This window comes from Xanthomonas chitinilytica, from assembly GCF_026107455.2.
GTDB classification, from domain to species: domain Bacteria; phylum Pseudomonadota; class Gammaproteobacteria; order Xanthomonadales; family Xanthomonadaceae; genus Stenotrophomonas; species Stenotrophomonas chitinilytica.
Window position 1 is genome coordinate 126,664 of record NZ_JAPCHY010000008.1, and the last position, 24,290, is coordinate 150,953.

A 24,290-nucleotide genomic window follows, 5' to 3' on the forward strand; every position below is an offset into this window, starting at 1 on the left:
CCGGAGCGCTGGGGCTATTCAAGCACGGCGTACGCCGTCGATGCGCATCCAGTCGCCGTCCTGTTCGGTCCGCAGCTGCTCGAACCACGGCGCATAGCGTTCCAGCAGCTCCTGTTCCTGGCCATGCAGGATGCCCGACAACGCGATGCGGCCGCCGGCGGCGACACGCGCGGCCAGCACTTCGGCCAGCGCATCCAGCGCCGAGGCCAGGATGTTGGCCACCACCACCGGGTAGGTGGCGGCCGGTTCGTCCTGCGGCAGGAACACCTGCATCCGCGCCTGCTCGCCGTTGCGCTCGGCGTTGTCGGCGGTGGCCAGCAGCGCCTGCGGGTCGTTGTCGACGCCGATGGCACTGGCCGCACCCAGTTTCAGCGCAGCCAGGGCGAGGATGCCCGAGCCGCAGCCGAAGTCGAGCAGCGGCTTGCCGGCCAGCTCGCCGGCGGCGGCCAGCCCGTCCAGCCAGCGCAGGCACAGCGCCGTGGTCGGGTGGGTGCCGGAGCCGAACGCCAGGCCCGGGTCCAGCCGCACCACCGCCGCGTCCGCGGCCTGCGCCTGGTCGGGCAGCTCGTGGTTCCACGGCACGATCCAGGTGCGCTGGCCGAAACGCATCGGCTGGAACTGGTCCAGCCAGGCGCGCTCCCAGTCCTCGTCGGCCACTGCGCGGAAGCTGGCGTTGCTCCAGTCCAGCCCGCCGTCGAAGGCTTCCAGCGCTGCCAGCAGCGCCAGCGCGTTGGTCTCGGCCGGGAACAGCGCGGTCAGCACCAGTGCGTTCCACAGCGGCGTCTCGCCCACGCCCGGCTCCAGGATCGCGCGTTCGTTGCCGGTGTCGGCATCGGCGTCGAGCAGGGTCACCGCCAGCGCGCCGACGTCCTCCAGCGCGTTCTCGTAACGGGGCTGGGTGGTTTCGGTGCAGCGCAGGGTCAGTTCGAGGAAAGGCATGGACGGCGGGGACAGGAAGAAAGCGGGCATCCTAGACGAGGCGGGCGCGGCGTGCTTGGCCGGCGTCACTGAATGCTGCCGTGGCGCGGGCTTGCTAGACTGCGCCACGGCGATTGCCGCTGCGACTCCTGCCGAGCGATGCTTCCTGCCCTGCCACGCAAGACCTGGTTCCTGCTGCTGCCTGCCGCGCTGATGTTGGTGGCGGTGGGCTACGGCGTGGGCGGTGGTTCGGCCGCCCGCTCCGGGCTCGCCGGTTTCACCACCGCGTCGCCGCCGCCGGTGGCCGCCAGCGCGGCGCTGCCGGAGGCGATCGCGATCGAGCGGGTGCGCGAGCGTCCGGTGGCGGTCGGCCCGGGCCTGCCGCTGGACCTGCGGGCCGCCTTCGAGGGCGATACCGACCTGTACGAATATGCCCGCCAGCTGCGGCTGGCCGGCGAGGCCGGCAATGCCGAGGCGCGCTGGATGGCCAGCCGCGTCTACGACTATTGCGCCGCCTATGCGATGGATCCGGCCGGCTATGCGCTGGACAATGGCACGCTGGCGGCGCTGGGGCTGGAAGCCGCGCCGGGGCTGGTGGCGGCGCGCGAGCGGGTGGGCCACCGCTGCGCCGGTTTCGTCGCCGCCGACGGGCTGGGCCGGGCGCTGGTGATGAGCCAGCGCAAGCTGGCCGCCGAGGGCGGCAACCTGGCGGCCGAGGCCTCGCTGCTGGCGCAGGGCGAGCCGCTGCAGGACGACGCGGACTATCGGCGCGGACTGGTCGAGCGGGTGCTGGAATCGCAGGATCCGGAAGCCTTCCTGGCGCTGTCGCCGGCAATGGGCGCGGCCGCCAGCAGCGACGACGCCTATCAGGGACTGGTGGCCGGCAACCGCTTCGCCGAGCTGGCGTGGCAGATGGCGGCGTGCGAGCTGGGATTGGCCTGCGGTCCGGACAGCGTGCTGATGAACAGCTACTGCGCCAACGGCGGCATCTGTTCGCAGGACCCCGGCCAGGATTTCATTTCCTTTGTGTTTGATGCCGCGGTGCCGCGGCAAGGTGCGGAAAAAATGAACGAATTGGTGAAGCGCCTGCGCGGTGGGCGGGGAGGTCGTTGATGAACTATCGCCGTCTGATCCATGGAGCCAAGTTCTGGTTCTGGGTGGTGTTGTTCGTGGCCTATTCGGCCGGGGCGGTCGGGCTGCTGCTGATCGACACCTACGAGGACCGCTACCGGCAACTGTCCAAGGTCAAGCTGACCTCGGTGCAGGCCGATGCCGAGCTGCGCCGTGCCGGTGCCAGCCAGGTGGCGGCGGTCTACCGCGCCCAGAGCGGCATGCCGTTCGCGACCCTGCCGCCGGGCAGCGCCTTCCAGATCGTCTGGCCCGATGGTTCGACCGAGACCGTGGTGGTGGTCGATCCCAGCTCGCCGGTGGGCACCGAACCGGTGGCCGGCAGCCAGCAGCCGGCCGACTGACGTTCCAGACGGGATGCGGCCAGGGAAAGGACTCCTGGTCCTGGCGAGTGTTGCTTCTCTGTCGCGAGGTTTTCCGGGCGGCAACCGGGCGATCGGAGGACGTGCCTTTCCCCGCGGTGGGGAGAGAAGCCAAAGAAAAAGGCGGGGAAAACCCCGCCTTTTTCGTGCCCGTCGTCGGCCGGCCTGCTCAGGTCAGTGCGATCGACTTGTTCTTGCGCTCGGCCAGCCGCTTTTCCAGGTAGTGGATGTTCTGGCCGCCGGCCTGGAAGCCCTTGTCGCGCATGATCCGCTGCTGCAGGGCGACGTTGGTCTTGATGCCATCGACCACCATCTCGCTCAGCGCCACCCGCATGCGGGCGATGGCGGTGTCGCGGTCCGGGCCGTGCACGATCAGCTTGCCGATCATCGAGTCGTAGTTGGCCGGCACCCGGTAGCCGCCGTAGATGTGCGTGTCCACGCGCACGCCCGGGCCGCCCGGCGGGTAGAAGCCGGTGATGGTGCCGGGGCAGGGGAAGAAGGTCTCCGGGTCCTCGGCGTTGATGCGGCACTCGATGGCGTGGCCGTTGATCTTGATGTCGCTCTGCGTGATCGACAGCTTGTGGCCGGCGGCGATCTTCAGCTGCTCGGCCACCAGGTCGATGCCGGTGATCATCTCGGTCACCGGGTGCTCGACCTGGATGCGGGTGTTCATCTCGATGAAGTAGAAGCGGCCGTTCTCGAACAGGAATTCGAAGGTGCCGGCGCCGCGGTAGCCGATGCGGATGCAGGCCTCCACGCAGACCTTGCCGATCTGCTCGCGCAGTTCCGGGGTGATGCCCGGCGCCGGCGCTTCCTCCACCACCTTCTGGTGGCGGCGCTGCATCGAGCAGTCGCGCTCGCCCAGGTGGATGGCGTTGCCCTGGCCGTCGGCGAGCACCTGGATCTCCACGTGGCGCGGGTTCTCCAGGAACTTCTCCATGTAGACCATGTCGTTGCCGAACGCGGCCTTGGCTTCCTGCTTGGTGGTGGCGATGGCGTTGACCAGCGCGCCCTCGGTGTGGACCACGCGCATGCCGCGGCCGCCGCCGCCGCCGGCCGCCTTGACGATGACCGGGTAGCCGATCTCGCGGGCGATCTTGACGTTGGTGGCCGGGTCGTCGCCCAGCGGGCCGCCCGAGCCGGGCACGCACGGCACGCCGGCGGCCTTCATCGCGCGGATCGCCTCCACCTTGTCGCCCATCAGGCGGATGGTGTCGGCCTTCGGACCGATGAAGATGAAGCCGGACTGCTCGACGCGCTCGGCGAAATCGGCGTTCTCCGACAGGAAGCCGTAGCCGGGATGGATGGCCTGGGCGTCGGTGACCTCGGCCGCGGCGATCAGCGCCGGGATGTTGAGGTAGCTCTCGGCCGATGGCGCCGGACCGATGCAGACCGACTCGTCGGCCATCGCCACGTGCTTGAGGTTGCGGTCGACGGTGGAATGCACCGCGACCGTGCGGATGCCCAGGGTGTGGCACGCGCGCAGGATGCGCAGCGCGATCTCACCGCGGTTGGCGATAACGACCTTGTCGAGCATGGAGTGCTCCTCAGCCGATCACGAACAGCGGCTGGTCGAATTCGACCGGCTGGCCGTTCTCGCCCAGGATGGCCACGACGGTGCCGGCGACGTCGGCCTCGATCGGGTTGAACATCTTCATCGCCTCGATGATGGCCAGGGTGTCGCCGGCCTTGACCTGCTGGCCGACGCTGACGAACGGCGGCTTGTCCGGGGCCGAGGAGGCGTAGAAGGTGCCGACCATCGGCGCGCGCAGCACGTGGCCGTCCGGCAGTGCGTTGCCCGGCTTGGCGGTGCCGCCGGTGGAGGCTTCGGTGGGCGAGCTCATCGGCATCGCCGGAGCCGCGGCGGCCGGGGCGGCATACACCGGCGCCGGCGCGGGGGCCGCGTAACCGGCGACCGGGGTGCGCGACAGGCGTACGGATTCCTCGCCTTCCTTGATCTCGATCTCGGCGAGATTCGATTCTTCCAGCAGGTCGATGAGCTTCTTGATTTTGCGCAGATCCATCAGGGGCCTCTTTGGGTTGGGCATCGGGGGCGGTCGGACGGGGCGTCGACCGGAATTCAATGCAGTTCGAAGTGTTCGCGCAGCTGCCGCTCGCGCGCGGCGAGATGCCGGTCCAGGCAATCCAGCCGCGCCGCGTTGCGGCCGCTGCCGTCGGAATGGAAGGCGTAGGCCGCTTCGCAGTCGGCATCGCGGAACGCGACCCAGTGCGCCTGGGCGCGGGTCAGGGCGGTGCGGGCCTCGCGGCAGGCGGCGGCGCTGGCCGGACACGCCGGCGAGGCGAGATCGTCCAGCGCGCGCTGGTACAGCGCCTGCAGCCGCGCCTGCGCCTGCTCGAGCGCGCGCGACTGGCACAGGTCGCTTTCCATGGTGGACAGCGGCGGCTGGCAATCCACCGGATCGGCAATGGCCGGCAGGGCCGTGGCGGCCAGCGCCAGGGCGGCGAGGGAGCGGATCATGCGGCGTCGGCTTCCAGCCGGGCCAGTGCGGCATCCAGCGCGTAGCGGTAGCTGTCGGCGCCGAAGCCGCAGACCACGCCGACCGCCTTGTCGCTGAAATAGCTGTGCTGGCGGAACGGTTCGCGGGCGTGCGGATTGGACAGGTGGATCTCGATGAACGGGATCGCCACGGCGGCCAGCGCGTCGCGCAGCGCCACCGAGGTGTGGGTGAAAGCGGCCGGATTGATCAGGATGAAGGCGGTGCCATCCGCGCGCGCGGCCTGGATGCGCTCCACCAGCACGTGCTCGGCGTTGGACTGCAGCGCTTCCACGGCGTGGCCGGCGGCGGCGGCCTGCGCCTGCAGGTCGGCGTCGATCTGCGCCAGCGTCGCGCGTCCGTAGACGTCCGGTTCGCGGGTGCCGAGCAGATTGAGATTGGGGCCGTGCAGGACCAGCAGCTTTGCCATGTGCAGCAGGGTTGGCAGGAAAGGGCGGCAGTCTGATGGAAGCTGGCAATACTGTCCAGTTCGGCGAAGTTGGCGTTGTTTTAAACGTTCGTTTGATTCTGGTGGGCGATCGTGCCGATCCGCTGCCGGCGCCGATCAGGGCGGCAACGTCGCCCAGCCGTCGATCTCGCCGCGGCTGAACGGTCCCAGCTTCTGGCGCACGATGCGGCCGTCGGCGCCGACCAGCACGCTGTAGGGCAGCAGGCCCTGGACGTTGCCCAGGCGCACGCTGGCATCGGTAGGGCCGGGGGTGTCGAGCACGATCGGGTAGTCGACCGGCACCTGCGCCAGGAAGTCGCGCACCGCCTCGGGGGTATCCAGCGCCAGGCCCACGACCTGCGTGCCGTCGTTGCCCTGGTCGCGGGCGTAGCGCGCCAGTTCCGGCATTTCCTCCACGCACGGGCCGCACCAGCTGGCCCAGACGTTGATCAGCAGCGGACGCCCGCCGAACCGGGCGAAGTCGACCGGGGTGCCGTCCGGGTCGGGCAAGCGCAGTGGCGGCAGCGGTTCCCCGGGTCGTGCCGCGGGCACGCCCGGTGCCGCGGCGGCGGGCGGCGGCGCCGGTGCCGGCCGGAACAGCAGCAGGCCGGCGCCCAGCCCCAGCGCCGCGGCCAGGCCGGTCACCAGCAGCAACGGGCGCGAGGGTCCCGGCATCAGTGCGCCGCGCGCAGCAGCGCGTCCTCGACGATGGCCTGGGTCAGCACCGTCGGCAGTACCGCCGGCGGCGCGCCGGGGCCGTAGACCACGTACAGCGGCACGCCCACCGCCTTGTGCTCTTCCAGGAAGGCGCTGATCTGCGGGTCGACGTTGGTCCAGTCGCCGCGCATGTACACCGCGTCCACGCGCCTGATGACGTCGCCGAAGGCGGCGCTGTGCAGCACGTTGCGTTCGTTGGCCTTGCAGGTGACGCACCAGTCGGCGGTCATGTTGACGAACACCACGCGATCGTCGGCGCGCAGGCGGTCCAGCATCTGCGGCGAATAGGCCACGGCGCCGCTGGTGTCGGTCGTGGCCGCCGGCGTCGGCGTGGCCAGCCGGGTCACGCCCCAGACCGGAACCAGCGCCAGCACCACCATCAGCGCGGCCAGCAGCATGCCCGGCCGGTGGCTGCGCCAGCGGTGGCGTTCGAACCACCACAGGCCCAGCGCCAGCAGCGTGGCGCCGACCAGCAGCATCGCCACCGCGTCCACCCCGCGTTGCTTGCCCAGCACCCACAGCAGCCAGATCGCGGTCAGGTACATCGGGAACGCCAGCACCTGCTTGAGCGTCTCCATCCACGGCCCCGGCCTGGGCAGCCGCCGCGCCAGCGTCGGCAGCAAGCCGATCAGCAGGAACGGCAGCGCCAGGCCCAGGCCCAGGGTCAGGAACACCAGCAGCGCCAGCAGCGGCGGGGCGGTGAACGCGTAGGCCAGCGCCGGGCCCATGAACGGCGCGATGCACGGGCTGGCGACCACGCAGGCGAGCACGCCGGTGAAGAAGTCGCCGACCGGGCCATGGCGGCTGGCCAGCGACTGCCCGACCCCGCCCAGGTTGCCGCCCAGGGTGAACACCCCGGACAGGCTCAGGCCCACCGCGAACATCAGGTACACCAGCGCGGCGATGAACCACGGCTGCTGCAGCTGGAAACCCCAGCCGGCGGCCTGGCCGGCGGCGCGCAGCGCGATCACCAGCGTGCCGATGGCGGCGAAGGCCAGCAGCACGCCGAGCGTGTACCACAGCGCATGGCTGCGGGCGCGCTGCCGGCTTTCGCCGCTCTGCGCCAGCCCCAGCACCTTCAGCGACAGGATCGGCAGCACGCACGGCATCAGGTTGAGTACCAGTCCGCCCATCAGCGCCAGCAGCAGCACCAGCGGCAGCCCGGGGCCGGTCGCGGCCGCCGGCGGCCGGGTACGGTTGGCGTTGCCGGGCGAGGCATCGGGTGGGACGGGGGCATCGCTGCGGGTCACCAGCGGTTGCGGCGCCGGCGGCGGCAGGGCCGGCGGCGCGTCGTTGCCGCGCCTGGCGCTGGGCAGCGGCGGGATCACCAGCGAAGCGACGGTGGCCTCGTCGGTCGGCGACACCTTGCCCGCCGGCAGCGACAGCTTCACCCGCCGGGTCATCGGCGGGTAGCAGATGCCGTCGGTCTGGCAGCCCTGGAAGGTGGCCACCAGGGTCGCCGGGGTGGCGTCGCCGTGCTCGCGCCGCAGCGGCACCGGCACCTCGACCTGGTCGAAGTACACCACCACGTCGCCGAAGTGCTCGTCGCGGTGCGAGCGGCCGGCCGGCCATTGCGGCTTGCCGGTACGTACCCCGGCAGCGCCTTCCAGCGACAGCGAGGTGCGGTCGCGGTACAGGTAGTAGCCCGGCGCCGGGGTGAAGCGCAGCAGCAGGGTGTTGCCGTCGTCGACGATGGCCTCGAAGCCGAAGGCCTGTTCCGAGGGCAGCGGCAGCGCCTGGCTGGCGGCCATGCCGGGCAGGCGCAGGCCGCCGCCGCCCGGCAGTGCCGGGGCCGCCGTGGGTGGGGCCAGCGCGGCGGCACCGGCGGCCGCAGGGGGCAGCTTGACCTGCACGGTGCGCTTCTGCGGCGGGTAGCACACCCCGGCATCGGCGCAGCCCTGGTAGCGCACTTCCAGCATCAGCGTGTCCACGCCCGCGGCGGCGGTGCCGGGCAGGGTGGCGGCCAGCTGGCCGTGGTAGGTCTCCACGTCGCCGAAGAACTCGTCGTGCTTCTTCTCGCCATCCGGCATCTGCAGGGGGCCGGCGGCGAAGCCCTGGCCGGTGGCGACGCTGGTGCGGTGGCGGTAGAGGTAGTAGCCGGGGGCGATGCCCCAGCGCAGCTCGATGCGGTCGCGGGCGGGGGCCTGCACCTCCAGCACGAAGGCCTGGTCGACCGGCAGCAGGTCCTTCTCGCTCAGGGCCAGCGCCGGCAGGGCGGTCGCTCCGGCCAGGCACAGCGCGGCGATACGACGGAACAGCATCTTCAAATCAGGTTTCCTCGCGGGTTTCTTTCCGGATCCAGTCCAGGTAGGCGGGCAATCCGGCGTCGGCTTCGACCGCGACAAGCTCCGGCAGTTCATACGGATGCAGCGCCTGCACCCGCGCGATGGCGGCCGGCAGGCGATCGGCGGTGGTCTTGATCAGCAGCTGGATCTCGCTGTCCTCGGCCACCGCGCCCTGCCAGCGGTAGGTGGAATGCGCTTCCGGCAGCCGGGTGACGCAGGCGGCCAGGCGCTCGTGCACCAGCGCATGGGCGATCGTCCGGGCGCTGTCCGCATCCGGGCAGGTGGTGAACAGCAGGTGGACCGCGTTGTCGGGCATGAGGCCCGCGAGTATAGGGCCTGCGCCGGCGGCGTCCGGACCGGCCGGGTCCGCCGGAGAAGGCGGGACCGGCCGAGGCCGGCCCCGCGCGGAGGCTTTATTGCGCCAGCTGGCAGCTGGCCGGCCTGGCCGACGTGAACAACGCCTGCGACGCCCATTCCGGGTGGTCGATGAACGGGTTGCGGTTGCCCTGGAAGTTGTGGATCACCTCGTTGCGGGCGCGCTCGGCGGCGTCCGGCGGATCGAGCTGGTGCCATTGCAGCAGGGTGGAGAGCAGGCCCATGTAGGCCGGCGATGAGGACGTGGCGACGATGCGGCTGCGGTCGTCGGTCAGCTCCAGGTCCGGCTCGGACTGGTCGGTGACCGAATGCCGGCCGCCCTCGTAGCGGATGGCCATGTACATCACCGCGCGGGCGATGTCGCCCTTGCGCTCGTCCCAGGTCTCGAAGCTGCCGCCGTTGCCGTCCGGCCCCTTGAACCAGTTCTGGTCGCCGCGGCCGCTGCCGCCGCCCGCGCCGTTGTTGGCCTCGGTCGCCAGCGCGGTGCAGCCGCTGCTGCAGTCGGCCAGCGGCTTGTTGCCGCGACTGGAATTCCAGTTGGTGTCGCTCAGGTAGAGCATGTGGGTATCGGTGTGCGGGGCGTACGGCAGGCCCTTGTCGCCGGTGGCGCTGGAGAAGCCCAGCGACTTGGGCCAGGTGTGCTCGCGGTTGTAGGTCAGCCCGCTGCCGCTGCCGGCCCGGGCGCTGACCTTGGGGTAGCTGCGGTTGCGGTAGATGTCCAGGATCCTGCCGCTGTCGTTCGGGTCCTCGTCGGCGATCTCCAGGATGGTCCAGGTGTTGGTCCCGCTGCCGCTGTACGGATAGGACGTGTGGTCGCGGATGGTGGCGTGCAGCGAGCAGCGCAGCTGCGACGGGCTGCTGGTGTTGACCCGCGCGTAGTAGCCGTCGTCGCCGCCGGCGGCCGCGACCGAGAACGCCACCTGGGTCGACTGCACCGGCTGCTGGCCGTCGCCGTCGCTGATCCGGGCGGCCACCACCGACAGCTGGCAGCTCTCGCCCGGTTGCAGCACTTTGGCCGGCTGCAGCGCGAACACCGTGCCGGTGGCCGGATGCGACAGCGCCACGCTGCCGGAGCCGGCGCATTGCAGGACGAAGGCGCCGCTGGCGGCACTGACCGCCTCGCTGAAGGTCACCGACAGGTCGCCGGCGGCCGGCACGTCGCTGGCGCCGTCGGCCGGCAGGGTGGCGGTGACCGCCGGCGGCTCGCCGGTGCCGGTGCTGCCGCCGATCTGCTGGCCGCTGTTGCAGGCGCCGAAGCTCTGCGCCGAGGAGGCGGCCCAGCTGAAGTCGCCGTAGCTGGCGCCGCTGCCGCGCAGCTGCAGCGAGGTGCCCGGCGCGGTGCTGTTGGTTTCCGAGACCGGCAGGTTCTGGCTGCCCATGCCCGCGGCCGGGCCGTTGGCGGCGCTGATCTGCCCCTCGTAGCTCAGGAACTGCACCACCTGGCCGTTGCCGTCCACCAGCGCCAGGCCGTCGGCCGGCCCGTTCTGCACGGTGTTGACGGGATAGGCCACGTGCGCGATGCGGACCTGGCCGCCGCACTGGACCACGTTCCCGGCCGGCACCGCCTTCGTGTTGTAGACCACGGCCGCGTTCGGGTTGCTGCCGTTGTAGAGATGGATGCTGTAGCCGGAGAGGTCCTCCCCGGCGGTGGCGACCACCTCGATTCCTTCGCCGGTGTCGCCGCTGGCGGTGGAATCGTCGTAGTGCAGCTCGTTGACGAACACCGCCGCGGCGGCCGGCGCGGCCAGCAGGCAAGCCAGCACGGCGGCCAGCGGACGAACCATTGCAGAAGACCTCATCGATCACTCCCTTGCTGTCAGAGGATCCCCCGCTGCAGGGTAGGGTGGGTTCATGACAGGTTCCGGGCAGCGGTTCCCAGTTCGCCGGCCACCGGGAAAATCCGCGGGCATCCAGGTCCGGGGCGGGGAGGCGGCGCCCCCATTGCGATACCGGAGGCGGGAAACCCTGTGGGAGCGACGTCAGCCGCGAGCTTGTCGGGCGGCACCCCAGGCTCCGGGAAGCGCGCTCCCCCGGACCGGCCAGGAACCAAAAATTTTCACCCCGCGCCCTTGAAAGCCGACCGGCAAGCTCCATCTCGGGCGGTATCCCGGGTTCCGGGTTTTTTCGTGAGCGTTGCTGGCAGTCGCCATGTGCGAGTGCTAACATCGCCGGACTTTTTTAGACCAATCAATAACTTAAGAGGTCTCACATGAGCATCAAGCCGCTTCACGACCGCGTTGTGGTCAAGCCGATCGAAGCCGACGAAATCTCCGCGGGCGGCATCGTGATTCCGGACTCGGCCAAGGAAAAGTCCACCAAGGGCGAAGTCGTGGCCGTCGGCCCCGGCAAGCCGCTGGACAACGGCAGCGTGCGCGCGCCGGCGCTGAAGGTCGGCGACAAGGTCATCTACGGCCAGTACGCCGGCAGCACCTACAAGGCCGAAGGCGTCGAATACAAGGTGCTGCGCGAAGACGACATCCTCGCCGTCGTCGGCTGAGCCCGTCGTTCCGCCCGATCCATCAGACCACTTACATCTTTTGAGGTAACAGCAAATGGCTGCCAAGGATATCCGTTTCGGTGAAGACGCCCGTTCGCGCATGGTGCGCGGCGTCAACGTTCTCGCCAATGCCGTCAAGGCCACCCTGGGCCCGAAGGGCCGCAACGTCGTGCTCGAGAAGAGCTTCGGCGCCCCGACCATCACCAAGGACGGCGTCTCCGTCGCCAAGGAAATCGAACTGGCCGACAAGTTCGAGAACATGGGCGCGCAGATGGTGAAGGAAGTCGCTTCGCGCACCAATGACGACGCCGGCGACGGCACCACCACCGCCACCGTGCTGGCCCAGGCGCTGATCCGCGAAGGTTCCAAGGCCGTGGCCGCCGGCATGAACCCGATGGACCTCAAGCGCGGCATCGACAAGGCCGTCGTGGCCGCCGTCGCCGAGCTGAAGAGCATCTCCAAGCCCACCACCGACGACAAGGCCATCGCCCAGGTCGGCACCATCTCGGCCAACTCGGACGAGTCGATCGGCAACATCATCGCCGAAGCGATGAAGAAGGTCGGCAAGGAAGGCGTGATCACCGTCGAGGAAGGCTCGGGCCTGGACAACGAGCTGGACGTGGTCGAGGGCATGCAGTTCGACCGCGGCTACCTGTCGCCGTACTTCATCAACAACCAGCAGAGCCAGTCGGCCGACCTGGACGACCCGTTCATCCTGCTGCACGACAAGAAGATCTCCAACGTGCGTGATCTGCTGCCGGTGCTGGAAGGCGTGGCCAAGGCCGGCAAGCCGCTGCTGATCGTTGCCGAGGAAGTCGAGGGCGAAGCCCTGGCGACCCTGGTGGTCAACACCATCCGCGGCATCGTCAAGGTCGTGGCGGTCAAGGCCCCGGGCTTCGGCGACCGTCGCAAGGCGATGCTGGAAGACATGGCCGTGCTGACCGGCGGCACCGTGATCTCCGAGGAAGTGGGCCTGGCGCTGGAGAAGGCGACCATCAAGGACCTGGGCCGCGCCAAGAAGGTGCAGGTCTCCAAGGAGAACACCACCATCATCGACGGTGCCGGCGACGCTTCGGCCATCCAGGCCCGCGTCACCCAGATCAAGACCCAGATCGAGGACACCTCGTCCGATTACGACCGCGAGAAGCTGCAGGAACGCGTGGCCAAGCTGGCCGGTGGTGTTGCGGTGATCAAGGTCGGTGCTTCGACCGAAATCGAGATGAAGGAAAAGAAGGCCCGCGTCGAAGACGCCCTGCACGCCACCCGTGCGGCGGTGGAAGAAGGCGTGGTCCCGGGCGGCGGCGTGGCCCTGGTGCGCGCGCTGGACGCCATCTCCAGCCTGAAAGGCGCCAACGAAGACCAGACCCACGGCATCCAGATCGCCCTGCGCGCGATGGAAGCCCCGCTGCGCGAGATCGTCGCCAACGCCGGCGAAGAGCCGTCCGTGATCGTCAACAAGGTCAAGGAAGGCAAGGGCAACTACGGCTACAACGCGGCCAATGGCGAGTTCGGCGACATGATCGAGTTCGGCATCCTGGATCCGACCAAGGTGACCCGTTCGGCGCTGCAGAACGCCGCTTCGATCGCCGGCCTGATGATCACCACCGAGGCCATGATCGCCGAAGCTCCGAAGAAGGAAGAGCCGGCCATGGGCGGCGCCGGTGGCATGGGCGGCATGGGTGGCATGGGCGGCATGGACTTCTGAGTCCGGCCGCAGCCCTGGCTGCATGCCGTATCGAGGGCCCCGCGCAAGCGGGGCCTTCTTTTTTGGGGTATCAGAGGTGCCCACCGGTCGCGACTGACGTCGCTCCTACAGGGGGCGGGAAACCCTGTAGGAGCGACGTCAGTCGCGAGCTTTCCGGGCAGGTCGCGAATGCGCCCCCTTCCCCGAAGGGGAGAGGGGACGGGACGACGGCGACCACCGCCGTCCTGCAGAAGCGACGTTTCCATGAAAGCCCATCGCCGCGGCCGCCGCTCCCGCAAAGGCACGAACCCATCGTTGCCGATGAAACAGTAGCGTGCCCGGAAAAGCCGTGTTATCAATGCTCCCCATGAACGCAGCCCGTGCCCGCTTTTACTTTTGGTACTACTTTCCGAAGCCGCTGGCGGAGGAAGGACTGCGCTCACCCTGAAGAAACCTTCAGACGCATTCCCGAAAAGCCGCCAGCGAACCTGGCGGCTTTTTTCATGCCGCCGCGCTGGGGTCCCCACATCCCAGGAGACTTTCCCCCATGCCCCCCCACACCGACGACCTCCGCATCCGCAAGATCGAACCGCTGACCCCGCCGGCGCAATTGCTGGCGCTGCTGCCCTGCGACGAGCAGGCTTCCGATACCGTCAGCGCCTCGCGCGCGGCGCTGCACCGCATCCTGCACGGCCGCGACGACCGCCTGGCGGTGGTGATCGGGCCGTGCTCGATCCACGACCCGGTCGCGGCCATCGAGTACGCCCAGCGCCTGAAGCCGCTGCGCGACGCGCTGGCCGGCGAGCTGGAGATCGTCATGCGCGTGTACTTCGAGAAGCCGCGCACCACGGTCGGCTGGAAGGGGTTGATCAACGACCCGGACCTGGACGGCAGCTTCAACATCAACAAGGGCCTGCGCGTGGCGCGCGGGCTGCTGCGCGACATCAACAAGCTGGGCCTGCCGGCGGGCGTGGAGTTCCTCGACGTGATCTCGCCGCAGTACATCGCCGACCTGGTGGCGTGGGGCGCGATCGGCGCGCGCACCACCGAAAGCCAGGTGCACCGCGAGCTGGCCTCGGGGCTGTCGTGCCCGGTCGGCTTCAAGAACGGCACCAGCGGCGACATCAAGATCGCCGCCGACGCGGTCGGCGCGGCCTCGCATCCGCACCACTTCCTGTCGGTGACCAAGCAGGGCGACACCGCCATCGTCGCCACCCGCGGCAATCCGGACTGCCACGTGATCCTGCGCGGCGGCAAGACGCCCAACTTCGATGCCGCCAGCGTGCAGGCGGCGTGCGAGGTGCTGGGCAGGTCGCAGCTGGCGCCGCGGCTGATGATCGATGCCAGCCATGCCAACAGCGGCAAGCAGCCGGAGAACCAGCCGGCGGTGATCGGGGACATCGCCGCGCAGCTGGAAGCCGGCGAACAGCGCATCGTCGGGGTGATGGTGGAAAGCCACCTCGTCGGCGGCCGCCAGGAGCTGGTCGAGGGCCAGCCGCTGACCTACGGCCAGAGCATCACCGACGGCTGCATCGACTGGGATACTTCGGTGCAGGTGCTGGAACGGCTGGCCGCGGCAGTGCGCACGCGCCGCACGCAGGCGCAGCAGGCGGCCTGAACGCACGGCAGGCGTGGTGGCGGAGCCGCCCGGTCGCCGCGCCGGCGGGCACCGCACGCTGCCGGCGCAACCGCGGCAGCGCCAGGAGGATCGCCGGGGGGGCGCAGCATCAGCCACTGGCCGACCAGCAGGCCGCCCCCGACGGCGATGCCCGGCGGCTGCGGCGATCTTCCTGGCCCTCGTCGCTGGCCCGCATGTCCTGCATGGCCGCGCGGGCCGATAATGCGCAGCATGACCGCCGCCACGCCCTGGTTCCTGTACCTGATCGAATGCCGCGACGGCAGCTACTACGCCGGCATCACCACCGACGTGGAGGCGCGGTTCCAGGCGCACGCGGCGGGCAAGGGCGCGCGCTACACGCGTGCGCGCCCGCCGGTGCGCATCCTCGGCATGCGCGCATACGCCGACCGTGCCGCGGCATCGCGGGCCGAGTGGCGGATCAAGCGACTGCCGCGCGAGCGCAAACTGGCGTGGCTGGAGCAGGGCGGGGACTGAGGGACCGGCGCGGCGGCATCCGGGCGCTTCCACCGGCTGCGCTTCTGTTCCATCCTGCGCTCCATGAAAGTACCTGCCGAACGACGTGAACGCGCGTTGCGCTGGTTGCGCAGGGCCGGATGGCTGGCCCTGACCTGCTATGCGCTGTACCTGGTTGCAGGCAATGTGTTCCTCAACAGCAGTCTTGGCCGCGATGCGCTGAACCGAAAACCGGAGGCGTTCGCCATGGCGTGGAGCGGCGGATACACCCTCTGGCCCGGGCGCGTGGCGTTGCGCGAGGTGCGGATGCACGGACATGTCAGGCGCGTGCAGTGGTCGGCGCAGGCCGACGCGGTGCGCGGCCGCATCGCGCTGCTGCCGCTGCTGGGCAGGCAGCTGCGGATGCCATGGATCGAGGCCGACGGCGTTTCCGGTTCGATCGTTCGTGCCGACAGCGAACGGCCCGTGCCGCCGCCGCGTCCCGGCGGCTGGACGCTGGCGCTGGAGCGGATCGGCAGTACCAGCCTGCGCGGCGCCACCCTGGGCGATTGGCGCATCGCCGGCGACGGCCGTGCCGAGGTCGGTTTCCGCAAGCAGCTGCGCGGCGGGCCGATGGAACTGCTGCCCTCGTCGGTGGAATTCGCGGCGATGCAGGTGGACAGGGGCGACGTCCAGTGGCTGCGCAATGCGCGACTGGCGGGCACGTTCTCGTTGCCGCGGCATGTGCCGGCCGAACATCCCGGCATTGCCCGGCTGGCGCTGCTCAAGGCCGTGCTGGAGCTGCAGGGCACGACCGTGCAGCTGCGCTCCACGCTCGACGACGAGGGGCGCTATGCCTTCGCGGCACTGCCCGGCGACGGACAGGTGCAGGCCAGGCTGTCGCTGGACCGCGGCGCGCTGGCGGCGGGCGACCACCTGCAGCTGCAGCTGCCGTTGTCGGACGTGGATGCCCAAGGCGTGGCCGTCGCCAACCAGCTCGACCTGCGCTTCGCGGTGGACGAGGCGATGCACCTGCGTGCCTCGCTGCCGGACCGCGACGGCCAGCACCTGTCGCTCGACACCCGCCTCGACCTGCCCGGCACCACGCTGCCGCTGCAGGACTGGCGCACGCGCCTGCATGCGGCCAGCGGCACGGTGCGCGCGCATGGCCACCTGCCTTCCATCGGCGGCGTGGTGGCGCTGTTCACCCGGGCCGACTGGATGGACCTGGAAGGCAGCGGCACGGTGGATGCGGACCTGCGGCTCGACGGCGGGCAGCTGATCGACGGCAGCCGCCTGCGGGTGAGCGACGTCGTTGCGCGCGCGGACGTGCTGGGTAACCGCTTCCGCGGCAAGGCGCATGCCGAGGCGGTGATCGGCACCGATGCCGACGGCAACCCGCAGTCGCGGCTGGACGTGGTGATGGCGTCGTTCAGCGCCGCCCCTTCCGAACATCCCGGCAAACCCTGGTTCACCGGCGAACAGCTGCGGCTGGAAACGGTGTCCGACGCACGCTTCGAGCGGATGCAGCAGACCATGCAGGCGCGGGTGCGCTTCGAGCGCGCGCGGATTCCCGAACTGGCGGTGTTCAACCCCTACCTGCCCAACGACACGCTGCGCTTCGCCGGCGGCAGCGGCGTGCTCAGCGGCGACCTGCGGCTGGATGGCGAGGGCGAGGTGGGCCGCGGCACGCTGCGGGTCGATGGCCGGCAGGTGCGGCTGGCGGTGGCGGGAATCGACCTGCGCGGCGACGTGACCGTGGATGGGCGGCTGCGCCGCGGCAACCTGCAGAAGGGCGAGTTCGAACTGGACGACACCATCGTCAGCGTGCGCAACGTCGCTTTCACCGAACCCGGCGGTGCCGTGCATTCCGGCTGGTGGGCGACGCTGACCATCGACAGCGGTCGCGCCGAATGGAAGCGGCCTTCGTCGGCCAGCGGGCAGGTGCAGGCGCGCATGCGCGATGTCGGCTTCCTGCTGGCGATGTTCGCCGACCGCACCGATTTCCCGTCCTGGACCGGCAAGGTGGTCGACGCCGGCGAGGCCAGGCTGCGCGGCAAGTGGCTGTGGCAGGGCAACCGGCTGGTGCTGGACCAGGCCCGTGCCGAGAACGACCGCTTCAGCGTGGATGCGCGGCTGTCGCTGGAGGGGCAGCGCAAGCGCGGCGACCTGTACCTGCAATGGGGCGTGCTCGGCGTCGGCGTCGAGCTGCACGACGGCGAGCGCAGGTTCCACCTGCGCAAGGCGCGCGAGTGGTACGACAGCCGCCCGCACCTGCTGCGTTGAGCGGGAGGCGATGAGCACCGTCCCGCCTGCCGGGCTGGCGCGCGCGTTTGTCCGGCCCGGATCCGGAGCCGTGGCTGGTGTCCCGCTATCGCGCCTACCGGAAGCGAGGTTTTTGCAGGAGCGACGCCGGGTGGCCTCGGGCCATCAGATGCGGGTTTCCCGGGCCGCGACAACCCGCTCCGGGAATACATTCCTTCCCCGGATGGATTGTCGACCGCCGGTGCCTCGGTATCGCCGGAGGCCGACCGCGCGCCTGCGCCGCAAGCACCACGCAGGCGCGGAACGGCGATGGCAAGCGGGCGGTACGGCTCAGCCGGCCTGCGCGGCCTCGGAGAACTCCTTGAACGCGGCCAGCGCGTTGGCCGCATACATCAGCGACGGGCCGCCGCCCATGTACACGGCGATGCCCAGCATCTCCTGCAGTTCCTGTTCGCTGGCGCCCAGCCGCACCAGCGCCTGGCTGTGGAAGCCGATGCAGCCGTCGCAGCGCGCGGCCACGCCGATGCCCAGCGCGATCAGCTCCTTGGTCTTCGCATCCAGCGCACCGGGTGCCATCGCCGCCTTGCCGAGGGCGCCGAAGCCCTTCATCAGGTCCGGCTGGCCGGCGCGCAGCGGCGCCAGGTTGGCGGAGATCTCGCGGGTCAGTTCGGGGAAGTTGGGAAGTGCCATGGCCGTGCTCCGGTCGGTTTTTGTTTAGTAAAATCTAAATTAGAGTGTGCTAAATTACAAGCTGCCAGTTGGAAACGGAAACAGGAACGGTATGGATCCGCGCGACCGCAAATTCATGCGCGAGGGGGCCGGCAAGGCCGCGACCCTGTTGCGGTCGGTGGGCAACGAGCACCGCCTGCTGGTGCTGTGCCTGCTGATCGAGCACGACGAGCTCAGCGTGGGGCAGCTGCTCGAATACGTGGACCTCAGCCCGTCGGCGCTGTCGCAGCACCTGGCGCGGATGCGCGAGGACGGGCTGGTCGGCAACCGCCGGGAGGCCCAGACCCTGTACTACCGCATCGAGGACCCGGCCGTGGAAACGCTGGTCGGCGCGCTCAAGCGGATCTTCTGCCCCTGAAGGAGACGAACATGAAGACCATCGAACCGTCGCAGGCGCGCGCGCTGCTGGAACAGGGCGCGTTGCTGGTGGACGTGCGCGACCATGACGAACATGCCCGCGAGCATATCGAGGGCGCCTGCTGCCGGCCGCTGGCGACGATCGCCGGGCAGCCGCTGCCGGCGGCGCCAGGGCAGGCGGTGGTGTTCCATTGCGCCAGCGGCATGCGCACTACCGGCAATGCCGCATTGCTGGCCGGCTGCGCGGGCGGGCCGGCCTACACGATGGCCGGCGGCATCGACGGCTGGAAGCGTGCCGGCCTGCCGGTGGTGCGCGATGCGCGCGCGCCGTTGCCGCTGATGCGCCAGGTCCAGCTCGGCGCCGGCACGCTGGCGCTGGCCGGCACGGTGCTCGGCGCCACCGTGTCGCCGTGGTTCCACCTAGTCTCCGGCTTCGTCGGCGCCGGGCTGATGCTGGCCGGTGCCACCGGCTTCTGCGGCATGGCGCGGGTGTTGGCGCTGATGCCGTGGAACCGTCGCTTCGCCTGAGCTGGCGTCGCCGGCCCGGCAAGAAGGTTCTTTACCCATCTGTGGGGAGTACATTCCGAGACCTGCCCGGAAAGCTCGCGACTGACGTCGCTCCTACGAACGGCAGGGGATGTTGTAGGAGCGACGTCAGTCGCGACAGGGGCCTGCATGGAATCCCCTCAAGAAAGTTCTAATACGGCCCCCAAGCCCGACCGGGCCGATCGTGCGCCTTCCTTCCCCCGTCGGGCGAAGAGCCAGCAAAAAGCCCGGGAAATCCCGGGCTTTTCGGTTCTTGCTGGCGGTTCTCAGGCCTTCATCGTGCCGGTGTCCAGCCAGCGCTGGTGCCACGACAGGGCCTCGGGCAGCAGGTGCGGGGTGTGCTTGCCGTAGCTGTCGCGGCTGGCGCGGTCGAAATAGTCCTGCAACTGGTCGCGGAAATCCGGATGCGCGCAGTTGTCGATCAGCACCTGGGCGCGCTTGCGCGGGGTCAGCCCGCGCAGGTCGGCCAGGCCCTGTTCGGTGACGATGATGGAAACGTCGTGCTCGGTGTGGTCGACGTGGCTGGCCATCGGCACGATCGCCGAGATGGTGCCGTTCTTGGCGGTGGACGGGCTCAGGAACGTGGACAGGAAACCGTTGCGGGCGAAGTCGCCGGAGCCACCGATGCCGTTCATGATGCGGCTGCCCATCACGTGGGTGGAGTTGACGTTGCCGTAGATGTCGACCTCGATCATGCCGTTCATGCCGATGCAGCCCAGCCGCCGTACCAGCTCCGGATGGTTGGAGATCTCCTGCGTGCGCATGATGATGCGCTGCCGGTAGAAGTCGATGTTGTCCTTGAACTCTTCGTTGGCCTGCGGACTGAGCGCGAACCCGGTGCACGAGGCATAGCTGAGCACGCCGGACTTGAGCAGTTCGAGCATGCCGTCCTGGATCACCTCGGTGAACGCTTCCAGGTCGCGGAAGCCGCTCTTCGCCAGTCCGGCCAGCACCGCGTTGGGGATGTTGCCCACGCCGGACTGCAGCGGCAGCAGGTTGGCCGGCAACCGGCCCTTGGCCACCTCGTGCTTGAGGAACTCGATCAGGTGGCCGGCGATCATCTCGCTGGTGGCGTCGATCGGGCTGAACGGACTGTTGCGGTCCGGGCCGTTGGTACGCACCACCGCCACGATCTTGTCCGGGTCGCAGCGCAGCGCGGTCTCGCCGATGCGGTCGTTGCCGTGCACCAGCGGGATCGGCTTGCGGTGCGGCGGCAACGCGGTGCCGTAGTAGATGTCGTGCATGCCGTCCACGCCGGCCGGCTGCCATTCGTTGACCTCGATGATGACCTTCCTGGCCAGGTCCAGCCAGGTCTTGTTGTTGCCGACCGAGGTGGACGGCACCAGCGCGCCGTCCTCGCGGATCGCCGAGACCTCGATCACCGCGGTGTCGATCCCGCCGTAGAAGCCGAACCACACGTGCTGGGCGACGTGGCTGAGGTGGATGTCGATGTAGTCCAGCTTGCCCTCGTTGATGCGGTTGCGCGCATCCGGGTCGCTCTGGAACGGCATGCGCATGGCGATGCCGTTGGCCTTGGCCAGCGCGCCGTCCAGTTCCGGCGCGGTCGAGGCGCCGGTCATCAGCTTGATCTGGAACGGCTGGCCTTCCAGGTGCGCCTGCTCGATGCGCTGGGCCAGCGCCATCGGCACCGCCTTCGGGTAGCCCGAACCGGTGAAGCCGCTCATCGCGACGGTCTCGCCGGGCTGGATCAGCGCGGCGGCGGTTTCGGCGGAGACGACGCGGTCGCGCAGGCGCGCGTCGAGAATGCGATCGACAGACATGACGACAACGTTTTGGGGGGAATCGGAGATTATCGCGGATGCCGGCGGCCGGGGCGTCCTACCTTGGTGGGATGGCGCCGGCCGGATCTTTCCGCCCCGGGCCGCCGGTGGAGGGGCTGATGTACTGATGGGTACTGTTTTGCAGTGCAGCGTGCAAGTTTTCCGCCGACCCCGCAGGATCGACCTGCATCCCGACGTGGGGGAGGGAGCAGGGCCCGCTGGCAGTTCGCTGCAAGCGGGCTTTTTTATGCCCGTCTTTCCGCAGGGGAGAGATGCGCGACCGGCCCGGCCGGGTTTCGCGACCGCATCCCCCGGACTTCGGCGAGAGCCGCCTTCTCCGGGCTCCATGCAGCCCCGCTGTCGCGACTGATGGCCCGAGGCCGCCCGGCGTAGTTCCTGCAAGAGCCTGTAGGAGCGACGTCAGTCGCGAGCTTTCCGCGCCGCCCCGGGCGCGTGGTGCCCCGGCGGATGGATGATGAAGAACCTTGCCCTTGCCGCTGTCCGGGACCGGCAAGCGCTTGCCGGCCCGGCAATGCCAGAATCACGGCATGCCCGATTCCCTTCCCGTCCTTCCCGACAACATCGCCGCGATGGTCGACCGCGCCCTGGCCCGGCTGCGGCTGGTGCTGCCCGATGCCGCCGCCTGGCCGCCGCAGCCCGGTTTCGAGGCAGCGCTGCGGCAGCTGGCGGTGGCCAGCGACTTCGCCATCGACACCCTGTGCCGGCAGCCCGAGCTGCTGTCCGCGCTGGCGCAACCGGACCCGCCGCCATTGCCGCTGCCGCAACTGGACCCGCTGCAGCCCAGCGCCTGGGCCAGCCAGTTGCGCCGTTACCGCGCCGCCGCCTCCACCCGGCTGGTATGGCGCGATGTCGCCGGCCTGGACGACGTCGACGCCACCCTGGCCGGCGCCACCGCGCTGGCCGAGGACTGCCTGCGCATCGCGCTGGAAGCGCTGGAGCAGGAGTTCGCGCAGCGCCACGGCGTGGTGCGCGCGGCCGACGGCAGCGTGCAGCGGCTGGTGGTGTTCGGGCTGGGCAAGCTCGGCGGCGGCGAGCTGAATTTCTCCTCCGACGTCGACCTGGTCTACGCCTACCCGCAGGCCGGCGAGTCCGACGGCGCGCGCCCGCTGGCGGCCGAGGAATACTTCGCGCGGCTGGGCCAGCGGCTGGCGCGGCTGCTGGACGAGACCACCGCCGAGGGCTTCTGCCACCGCGTCGACCTGCGCCTGCGGCCGTTCGGCAGTGCCGGCCGGGTGGCGCTGTCGTTCGCCGGCATGGACCAGTACTTCCAGCGCGAGGGCCGCGACTGGGAGCGCTACGCCTGGCTCAAGGCGCGCGCGGTGGCCGGCGACATCGCCGCCGGCGAGGCCTGGCTGCAGACCCTGCGGCCATTCGTCTACCGTCGCTACCTGGACTACACCGCGCTGGACGGCCTGCGCGAGATGAAGGCCGCCATCGCCGCCGAGGTGGCGCGGCGCGACCTGGCCGACGACATCAAGCGCGGCCCGGGCGGCATCCGCGAGATCGAGTTCCTGGCGCAGGCGCTGCAGCTGATCCGCGGCGGCCGCGAGCCGGCACTGCGCGAGCGACGGTTGTTGCCGGCACTGCGCGCGCTGGTGGCGGCCGGGCAGGTGGCGCCGGCCGACGGCGAGGACCTGATCGCCGCCTACCGCTTCCTGCGGCGGTTGGAAAACCGCCTGCAGATGCTGCGCGACGCGCAGACCCACGCACTGCCGGTCGATCCGCTGGACCGTGCCCGCATCGCCGCCGGCCTGGGCTACGCCGACTGGGATGTGCTGCATGCGGCGCTGGAACGGCAGCGCCAACGCGTGGCCACCGAGTTCGACGCACTGCTGGCGCCGCGGCGCCGGCAGGCCGCGCCCGACGCGCTGGCCAGCTACTGGCGGGTGCTGCCCGGCGGCGGCAGCGCCGAGGTGCTGGCCGACGCCGGCTTCGCCGATGCTGCCGGCGCCGACCAGGCATTGCGCGCGTTCGCCCAGTCGCCGGGGGTGAAGTCCTTGTCCGACAGCGCCCGCGCGCGGCTGGACCGGGTGTTGCCGGCGCTGCTGCATGCGGCTACCGGCTCGCCGCAGCCCGATGCCGCGCTCAGGCGGGTGCTGGGGTTGCTGCAGGCGATCCTGCGCCGTACCAGCTACCTGGCGCTGCTCGACGAACAGCCCAGCGCGCTTGCGCGGCTGGTCAACGTGCTGGCGCGCAGCGCGCTGTTGTCCGAACGGCTGCTGGCCTACCCGCTGCTGCTGGACGAACTGCTGGACACGCGGGTGGGCGGGCCGATGCCCACGGTGGAAGAGCTGCGCGACGCCTGCGCGGCGGCGCTGGCCATCGACGACCCGGAAGCGGCGCTGCGCACGCTCAACGAGACCCGGCTGGCGCTGAGCTTCCGCATGGCACTGGCCGCGCACGACGGCCGCCAGCGCGCGGTGGACAGCACCCGCCAGCTGGCGCAGCTGGCCGAGGCGGTGGTGGCGACGGTGCTGACGATGGCCCGGGCCGAACTGGTGGCCGCGCATGGCGAGGTGCCCGGCGGGCGTTTCGCGATCATCGGCTACGGCAGCCTGGGCGGGCTGGAACTGGGCTTCGGCTCGGACCTGGACCTGGTGTTCCTGCACGACCAGCCGGCTGGCGTCGAAACCTCCGATGGGCCGCGTCCGCTGGAAAGCGGGCGCTGGTTCGCACGATTGGCGCAGAAGGTGATGGCGCTGCTGGCCGCGGTCACCGCCGCCGGCCGCCTGTACGACATCGACGTGCGCCTGCGCCCGGACGGCGGCAAGGGCGCGCTGGTGTCGTCGCTGGCCAGCTATACCGAGTACCAGCGCGAGCGCGCCTGGACCTGGGAACACCAGGCGCTGGTGCGCGCCCGCGGCATCGCCGGCGACGCCGGCCTGCTGGCCGATTTCGAACGGGTACGCGCGGCCACGCTCGGGCGCGAGCGCAATCGCGACGAGCTGTATGCCGACGTGCTGAAGATGCGCGCGCGCATGCGCGCCGAGCTGGACCGCAGCGACGCGGCGCGGCTGGACCTGAAGCAGGGCGCCGGCGGGCTGGTGGACCTGGAGTTCCTGCTGCAGGCCGGGGTGCTGGAACAGGCCGTGCGGCATCCACCGTTGCTGGGGCCGCGCGACACGCCGGCGCTGATCGACGCGCTGGCGGCCATCGGCTGGTTGCCGGCGGACACTGCGCAGGCGCTGCACGAAGCCCATGCCGTGCTGCTGGACGTCGGCCTGGCCTGCACCCTGGACCGGCGCCCGCGGCTGGCCGCGCCGACGCCGGAAATCGCCGCAGCCTGCGCCGCGATCACCGCCGCGGCGATCGCCCGGGAGCTGCCGTTCGAGCCGGGCAGGCAGGCGGTCTGAGGCGGGCGCAGCGGTCGTAGGAGCGACGTCAGTCGCGACCGGGCCATATCGGGAAAGCTTCATCGCGACTGACGTCGCTCCTACAACACGCGTTGGTCACGGCTGGTCTGGCGGCCGCTGCCGATGGCGCGGCCAGGCCGGGCGCGGAATCAGCGGGTGCCCAGCGGCCGCCATCTTCCACGGCAGTGCGCGGAACGGCGCCAGCAGGAACACGCCGAGTGCGAGCCGTCTGAGATGGGCGCAGCAGTTGCAGGAGCG

21 protein-coding genes are annotated in these 24,290 nt (G+C 70.3%); 10 read left to right on the plus strand and 11 right to left on the minus strand.

Annotated elements, in window-relative coordinates; all coding sequences use genetic code 11:
- Positions 1–18: 18 nt before the first annotated feature.
- Positions 19–939, minus strand: coding sequence for a 50S ribosomal protein L11 methyltransferase (gene prmA / locus OK345_RS10565; protein WP_265127935.1), 921 nt, complete (start codon positions 937–939; stop codon positions 19–21).
- A 138-nt stretch (positions 940–1,077) separates the two neighbouring features.
- On the opposite strand from prmA, the gene OK345_RS10570 reads away from it, so the two are divergent.
- On the plus strand, positions 1,078–2,031 hold the full coding sequence (locus OK345_RS10570) for a hypothetical protein (RefSeq protein ID WP_265127936.1): 954 nt from the start codon (positions 1,078–1,080) through the stop codon (positions 2,029–2,031).
- Positions 2,031–2,390, plus strand: a complete 360-nt coding sequence (locus OK345_RS10575) for a hypothetical protein (RefSeq protein ID WP_265127937.1) — start codon at positions 2,031–2,033, stop codon at positions 2,388–2,390. Before OK345_RS10570 ends, OK345_RS10575 begins: the two co-directional genes overlap by 1 nt.
- Positions 2,391–2,577: 187 nt before the next feature.
- On the opposite strand, the gene accC is transcribed toward OK345_RS10575, so the two are convergent.
- The 8 genes from accC to OK345_RS10615 form a co-directional block, all read right to left on the minus strand.
- A complete protein-coding gene (gene accC, locus OK345_RS10580) occupies positions 2,578–3,945 on the minus strand; it encodes an acetyl-CoA carboxylase biotin carboxylase subunit (protein WP_265127938.1) in 1,368 nt (455 codons plus the stop codon).
- A 10-nt stretch (positions 3,946–3,955) separates the two neighbouring features.
- A complete protein-coding gene (gene accB, locus OK345_RS10585; RefSeq protein ID WP_265127939.1) occupies positions 3,956–4,432 on the minus strand; it encodes an acetyl-CoA carboxylase biotin carboxyl carrier protein in 477 nt (158 codons plus the stop codon).
- A gap of 56 nt (positions 4,433–4,488) precedes the next feature.
- Positions 4,489–4,887 carry a lysozyme inhibitor LprI family protein gene (locus OK345_RS10590; protein WP_265127940.1) on the minus strand — a complete coding sequence of 133 codons (399 nt, stop codon included), beginning with the start codon at positions 4,885–4,887 and terminating at the stop codon, positions 4,489–4,491.
- Entirely contained in the window at positions 4,884–5,333 is a 450-nt protein-coding gene (gene aroQ / locus OK345_RS10595; RefSeq protein ID WP_265127941.1) for a type II 3-dehydroquinate dehydratase, read from the minus strand. Before aroQ ends, OK345_RS10590 begins: the two co-directional genes overlap by 4 nt.
- A 135-nt stretch (positions 5,334–5,468) precedes the next feature.
- Positions 5,469–6,026, minus strand: a complete 558-nt coding sequence (locus OK345_RS10600) for a TlpA disulfide reductase family protein (RefSeq protein WP_265127942.1) — start codon at positions 6,024–6,026, stop codon at positions 5,469–5,471.
- The gene (locus OK345_RS10605) at positions 6,026–8,335 is read right to left on the minus strand and encodes a protein-disulfide reductase DsbD family protein (protein ID WP_425510962.1); all 2,310 of its coding nucleotides are present in this window, start codon (positions 8,333–8,335) and stop codon (positions 6,026–6,028) included. Before OK345_RS10605 ends, OK345_RS10600 begins: the two co-directional genes overlap by 1 nt.
- A gap of 1 nt (position 8,336) precedes the next feature.
- Positions 8,337–8,669: a divalent-cation tolerance protein CutA gene (cutA, locus tag OK345_RS10610; protein ID WP_265127943.1), complete on the minus strand. Its 333-nt coding sequence runs from the start codon at positions 8,667–8,669 to the stop codon at positions 8,337–8,339.
- 97 nt (positions 8,670–8,766) lie between these two features.
- The gene (locus OK345_RS10615; protein WP_265127944.1) at positions 8,767–10,527 is read right to left on the minus strand and encodes an endonuclease; all 1,761 of its coding nucleotides are present in this window, start codon (positions 10,525–10,527) and stop codon (positions 8,767–8,769) included.
- Between the two features lie 410 nt (positions 10,528–10,937).
- On the opposite strand from OK345_RS10615, the gene OK345_RS10620 reads away from it, so the two are divergent.
- From OK345_RS10620 to OK345_RS10640, 5 genes are all read left to right on the plus strand, one after another.
- The gene (locus OK345_RS10620; RefSeq protein ID WP_265127945.1) at positions 10,938–11,225 is read left to right on the plus strand and encodes a co-chaperone GroES; all 288 of its coding nucleotides are present in this window, start codon (positions 10,938–10,940) and stop codon (positions 11,223–11,225) included.
- A gap of 55 nt (positions 11,226–11,280) precedes the next feature.
- Positions 11,281–12,930, plus strand: a complete 1,650-nt coding sequence (gene groL / locus OK345_RS10625; RefSeq protein WP_265127946.1) for a chaperonin GroEL — start codon at positions 11,281–11,283, stop codon at positions 12,928–12,930.
- A gap of 526 nt (positions 12,931–13,456) precedes the next feature.
- Complete coding sequence (locus OK345_RS10630) at positions 13,457–14,527, plus strand: 3-deoxy-7-phosphoheptulonate synthase (protein WP_265127947.1); 1,071 nt, start codon at positions 13,457–13,459, stop codon at positions 14,525–14,527.
- 231 nt (positions 14,528–14,758) lie between these two features.
- Complete coding sequence (locus OK345_RS10635) at positions 14,759–15,022, plus strand: GIY-YIG nuclease family protein (RefSeq protein ID WP_265127948.1); 264 nt, start codon at positions 14,759–14,761, stop codon at positions 15,020–15,022.
- A 63-nt stretch (positions 15,023–15,085) separates the two neighbouring features.
- Positions 15,086–17,266, plus strand: coding sequence for a hypothetical protein (locus tag OK345_RS10640; protein WP_265127949.1), 2,181 nt, complete (start codon positions 15,086–15,088; stop codon positions 17,264–17,266).
- Positions 17,267–17,575: 309 nt separating this feature from the next.
- Here the strand turns inward: OK345_RS10640 and OK345_RS10645 are convergent, their stop codons facing one another.
- Entirely contained in the window at positions 17,576–17,935 is a 360-nt protein-coding gene (locus OK345_RS10645; RefSeq protein WP_265127950.1) for a carboxymuconolactone decarboxylase family protein, read from the minus strand.
- 91 nt (positions 17,936–18,026) lie between these two features.
- On the opposite strand from OK345_RS10645, the gene OK345_RS10650 reads away from it, so the two are divergent.
- Complete coding sequence (locus OK345_RS10650; RefSeq protein WP_265127951.1) at positions 18,027–18,332, plus strand: ArsR/SmtB family transcription factor; 306 nt, start codon at positions 18,027–18,029, stop codon at positions 18,330–18,332.
- Positions 18,333–18,343: 11 nt separating this feature from the next.
- On the plus strand, positions 18,344–18,859 hold the full coding sequence (locus OK345_RS10655; RefSeq protein ID WP_265127952.1) for a rhodanese family protein: 516 nt from the start codon (positions 18,344–18,346) through the stop codon (positions 18,857–18,859).
- A gap of 284 nt (positions 18,860–19,143) precedes the next feature.
- Here the strand turns inward: OK345_RS10655 and scpC are convergent, their stop codons facing one another.
- Positions 19,144–20,658: a succinyl-CoA:acetate CoA-transferase ScpC gene (gene scpC, locus OK345_RS10660; RefSeq protein WP_265127953.1), complete on the minus strand. Its 1,515-nt coding sequence runs from the start codon at positions 20,656–20,658 to the stop codon at positions 19,144–19,146.
- Positions 20,659–21,206: 548 nt separating this feature from the next.
- On the opposite strand from scpC, the gene glnE reads away from it, so the two are divergent.
- Entirely contained in the window at positions 21,207–24,032 is a 2,826-nt protein-coding gene (glnE, locus tag OK345_RS10665; protein WP_265127954.1) for a bifunctional [glutamate--ammonia ligase]-adenylyl-L-tyrosine phosphorylase/[glutamate--ammonia-ligase] adenylyltransferase, read from the plus strand.
- Positions 24,033–24,290 lie beyond the last annotated feature (258 nt).

What these genes read in the sequence shown, in the direction of transcription:
- prmA (WP_265127935.1), bottom strand. Translation starts at nt 939, where the DNA reads ATGCCTTTCCTCGAACTGACCCTGCGCTGCACCGAAACCACCCAGCCC.
- OK345_RS10570 (WP_265127936.1), top strand. Translation starts at nt 1,078, where the DNA reads ATGCTTCCTGCCCTGCCACGCAAGACCTGGTTCCTGCTGCTGCCTGCC.
- OK345_RS10575 (WP_265127937.1), top strand. Translation starts at nt 2,031, where the DNA reads ATGAACTATCGCCGTCTGATCCATGGAGCCAAGTTCTGGTTCTGGGTG.
- accC (WP_265127938.1), bottom strand. Translation starts at nt 3,945, where the DNA reads ATGCTCGACAAGGTCGTTATCGCCAACCGCGGTGAGATCGCGCTGCGC.
- accB (WP_265127939.1), bottom strand. Translation starts at nt 4,432, where the DNA reads ATGGATCTGCGCAAAATCAAGAAGCTCATCGACCTGCTGGAAGAATCG.
- OK345_RS10590 (WP_265127940.1), bottom strand. Translation starts at nt 4,887, where the DNA reads ATGATCCGCTCCCTCGCCGCCCTGGCGCTGGCCGCCACGGCCCTGCCG.
- aroQ (WP_265127941.1), bottom strand. Translation starts at nt 5,333, where the DNA reads ATGGCAAAGCTGCTGGTCCTGCACGGCCCCAATCTCAATCTGCTCGGC.
- OK345_RS10600 (WP_265127942.1), bottom strand. Translation starts at nt 6,026, where the DNA reads ATGCCGGGACCCTCGCGCCCGTTGCTGCTGGTGACCGGCCTGGCCGCG.
- cutA (WP_265127943.1), bottom strand. Translation starts at nt 8,669, where the DNA reads ATGCCCGACAACGCGGTCCACCTGCTGTTCACCACCTGCCCGGATGCG.
- OK345_RS10615 (WP_265127944.1), bottom strand. Translation starts at nt 10,527, where the DNA reads ATGAGGTCTTCTGCAATGGTTCGTCCGCTGGCCGCCGTGCTGGCTTGC.
- OK345_RS10620 (WP_265127945.1), top strand. Translation starts at nt 10,938, where the DNA reads ATGAGCATCAAGCCGCTTCACGACCGCGTTGTGGTCAAGCCGATCGAA.
- groL (WP_265127946.1), top strand. Translation starts at nt 11,281, where the DNA reads ATGGCTGCCAAGGATATCCGTTTCGGTGAAGACGCCCGTTCGCGCATG.
- OK345_RS10630 (WP_265127947.1), top strand. Translation starts at nt 13,457, where the DNA reads ATGCCCCCCCACACCGACGACCTCCGCATCCGCAAGATCGAACCGCTG.
- OK345_RS10635 (WP_265127948.1), top strand. Translation starts at nt 14,759, where the DNA reads ATGACCGCCGCCACGCCCTGGTTCCTGTACCTGATCGAATGCCGCGAC.
- OK345_RS10640 (WP_265127949.1), top strand. Translation starts at nt 15,086, where the DNA reads ATGAAAGTACCTGCCGAACGACGTGAACGCGCGTTGCGCTGGTTGCGC.
- OK345_RS10645 (WP_265127950.1), bottom strand. Translation starts at nt 17,935, where the DNA reads ATGGCACTTCCCAACTTCCCCGAACTGACCCGCGAGATCTCCGCCAAC.
- OK345_RS10650 (WP_265127951.1), top strand. Translation starts at nt 18,027, where the DNA reads ATGGATCCGCGCGACCGCAAATTCATGCGCGAGGGGGCCGGCAAGGCC.
- OK345_RS10655 (WP_265127952.1), top strand. Translation starts at nt 18,344, where the DNA reads ATGAAGACCATCGAACCGTCGCAGGCGCGCGCGCTGCTGGAACAGGGC.
- scpC (WP_265127953.1), bottom strand. Translation starts at nt 20,658, where the DNA reads ATGTCTGTCGATCGCATTCTCGACGCGCGCCTGCGCGACCGCGTCGTC.
- glnE (WP_265127954.1), top strand. Translation starts at nt 21,207, where the DNA reads ATGCCCGATTCCCTTCCCGTCCTTCCCGACAACATCGCCGCGATGGTC.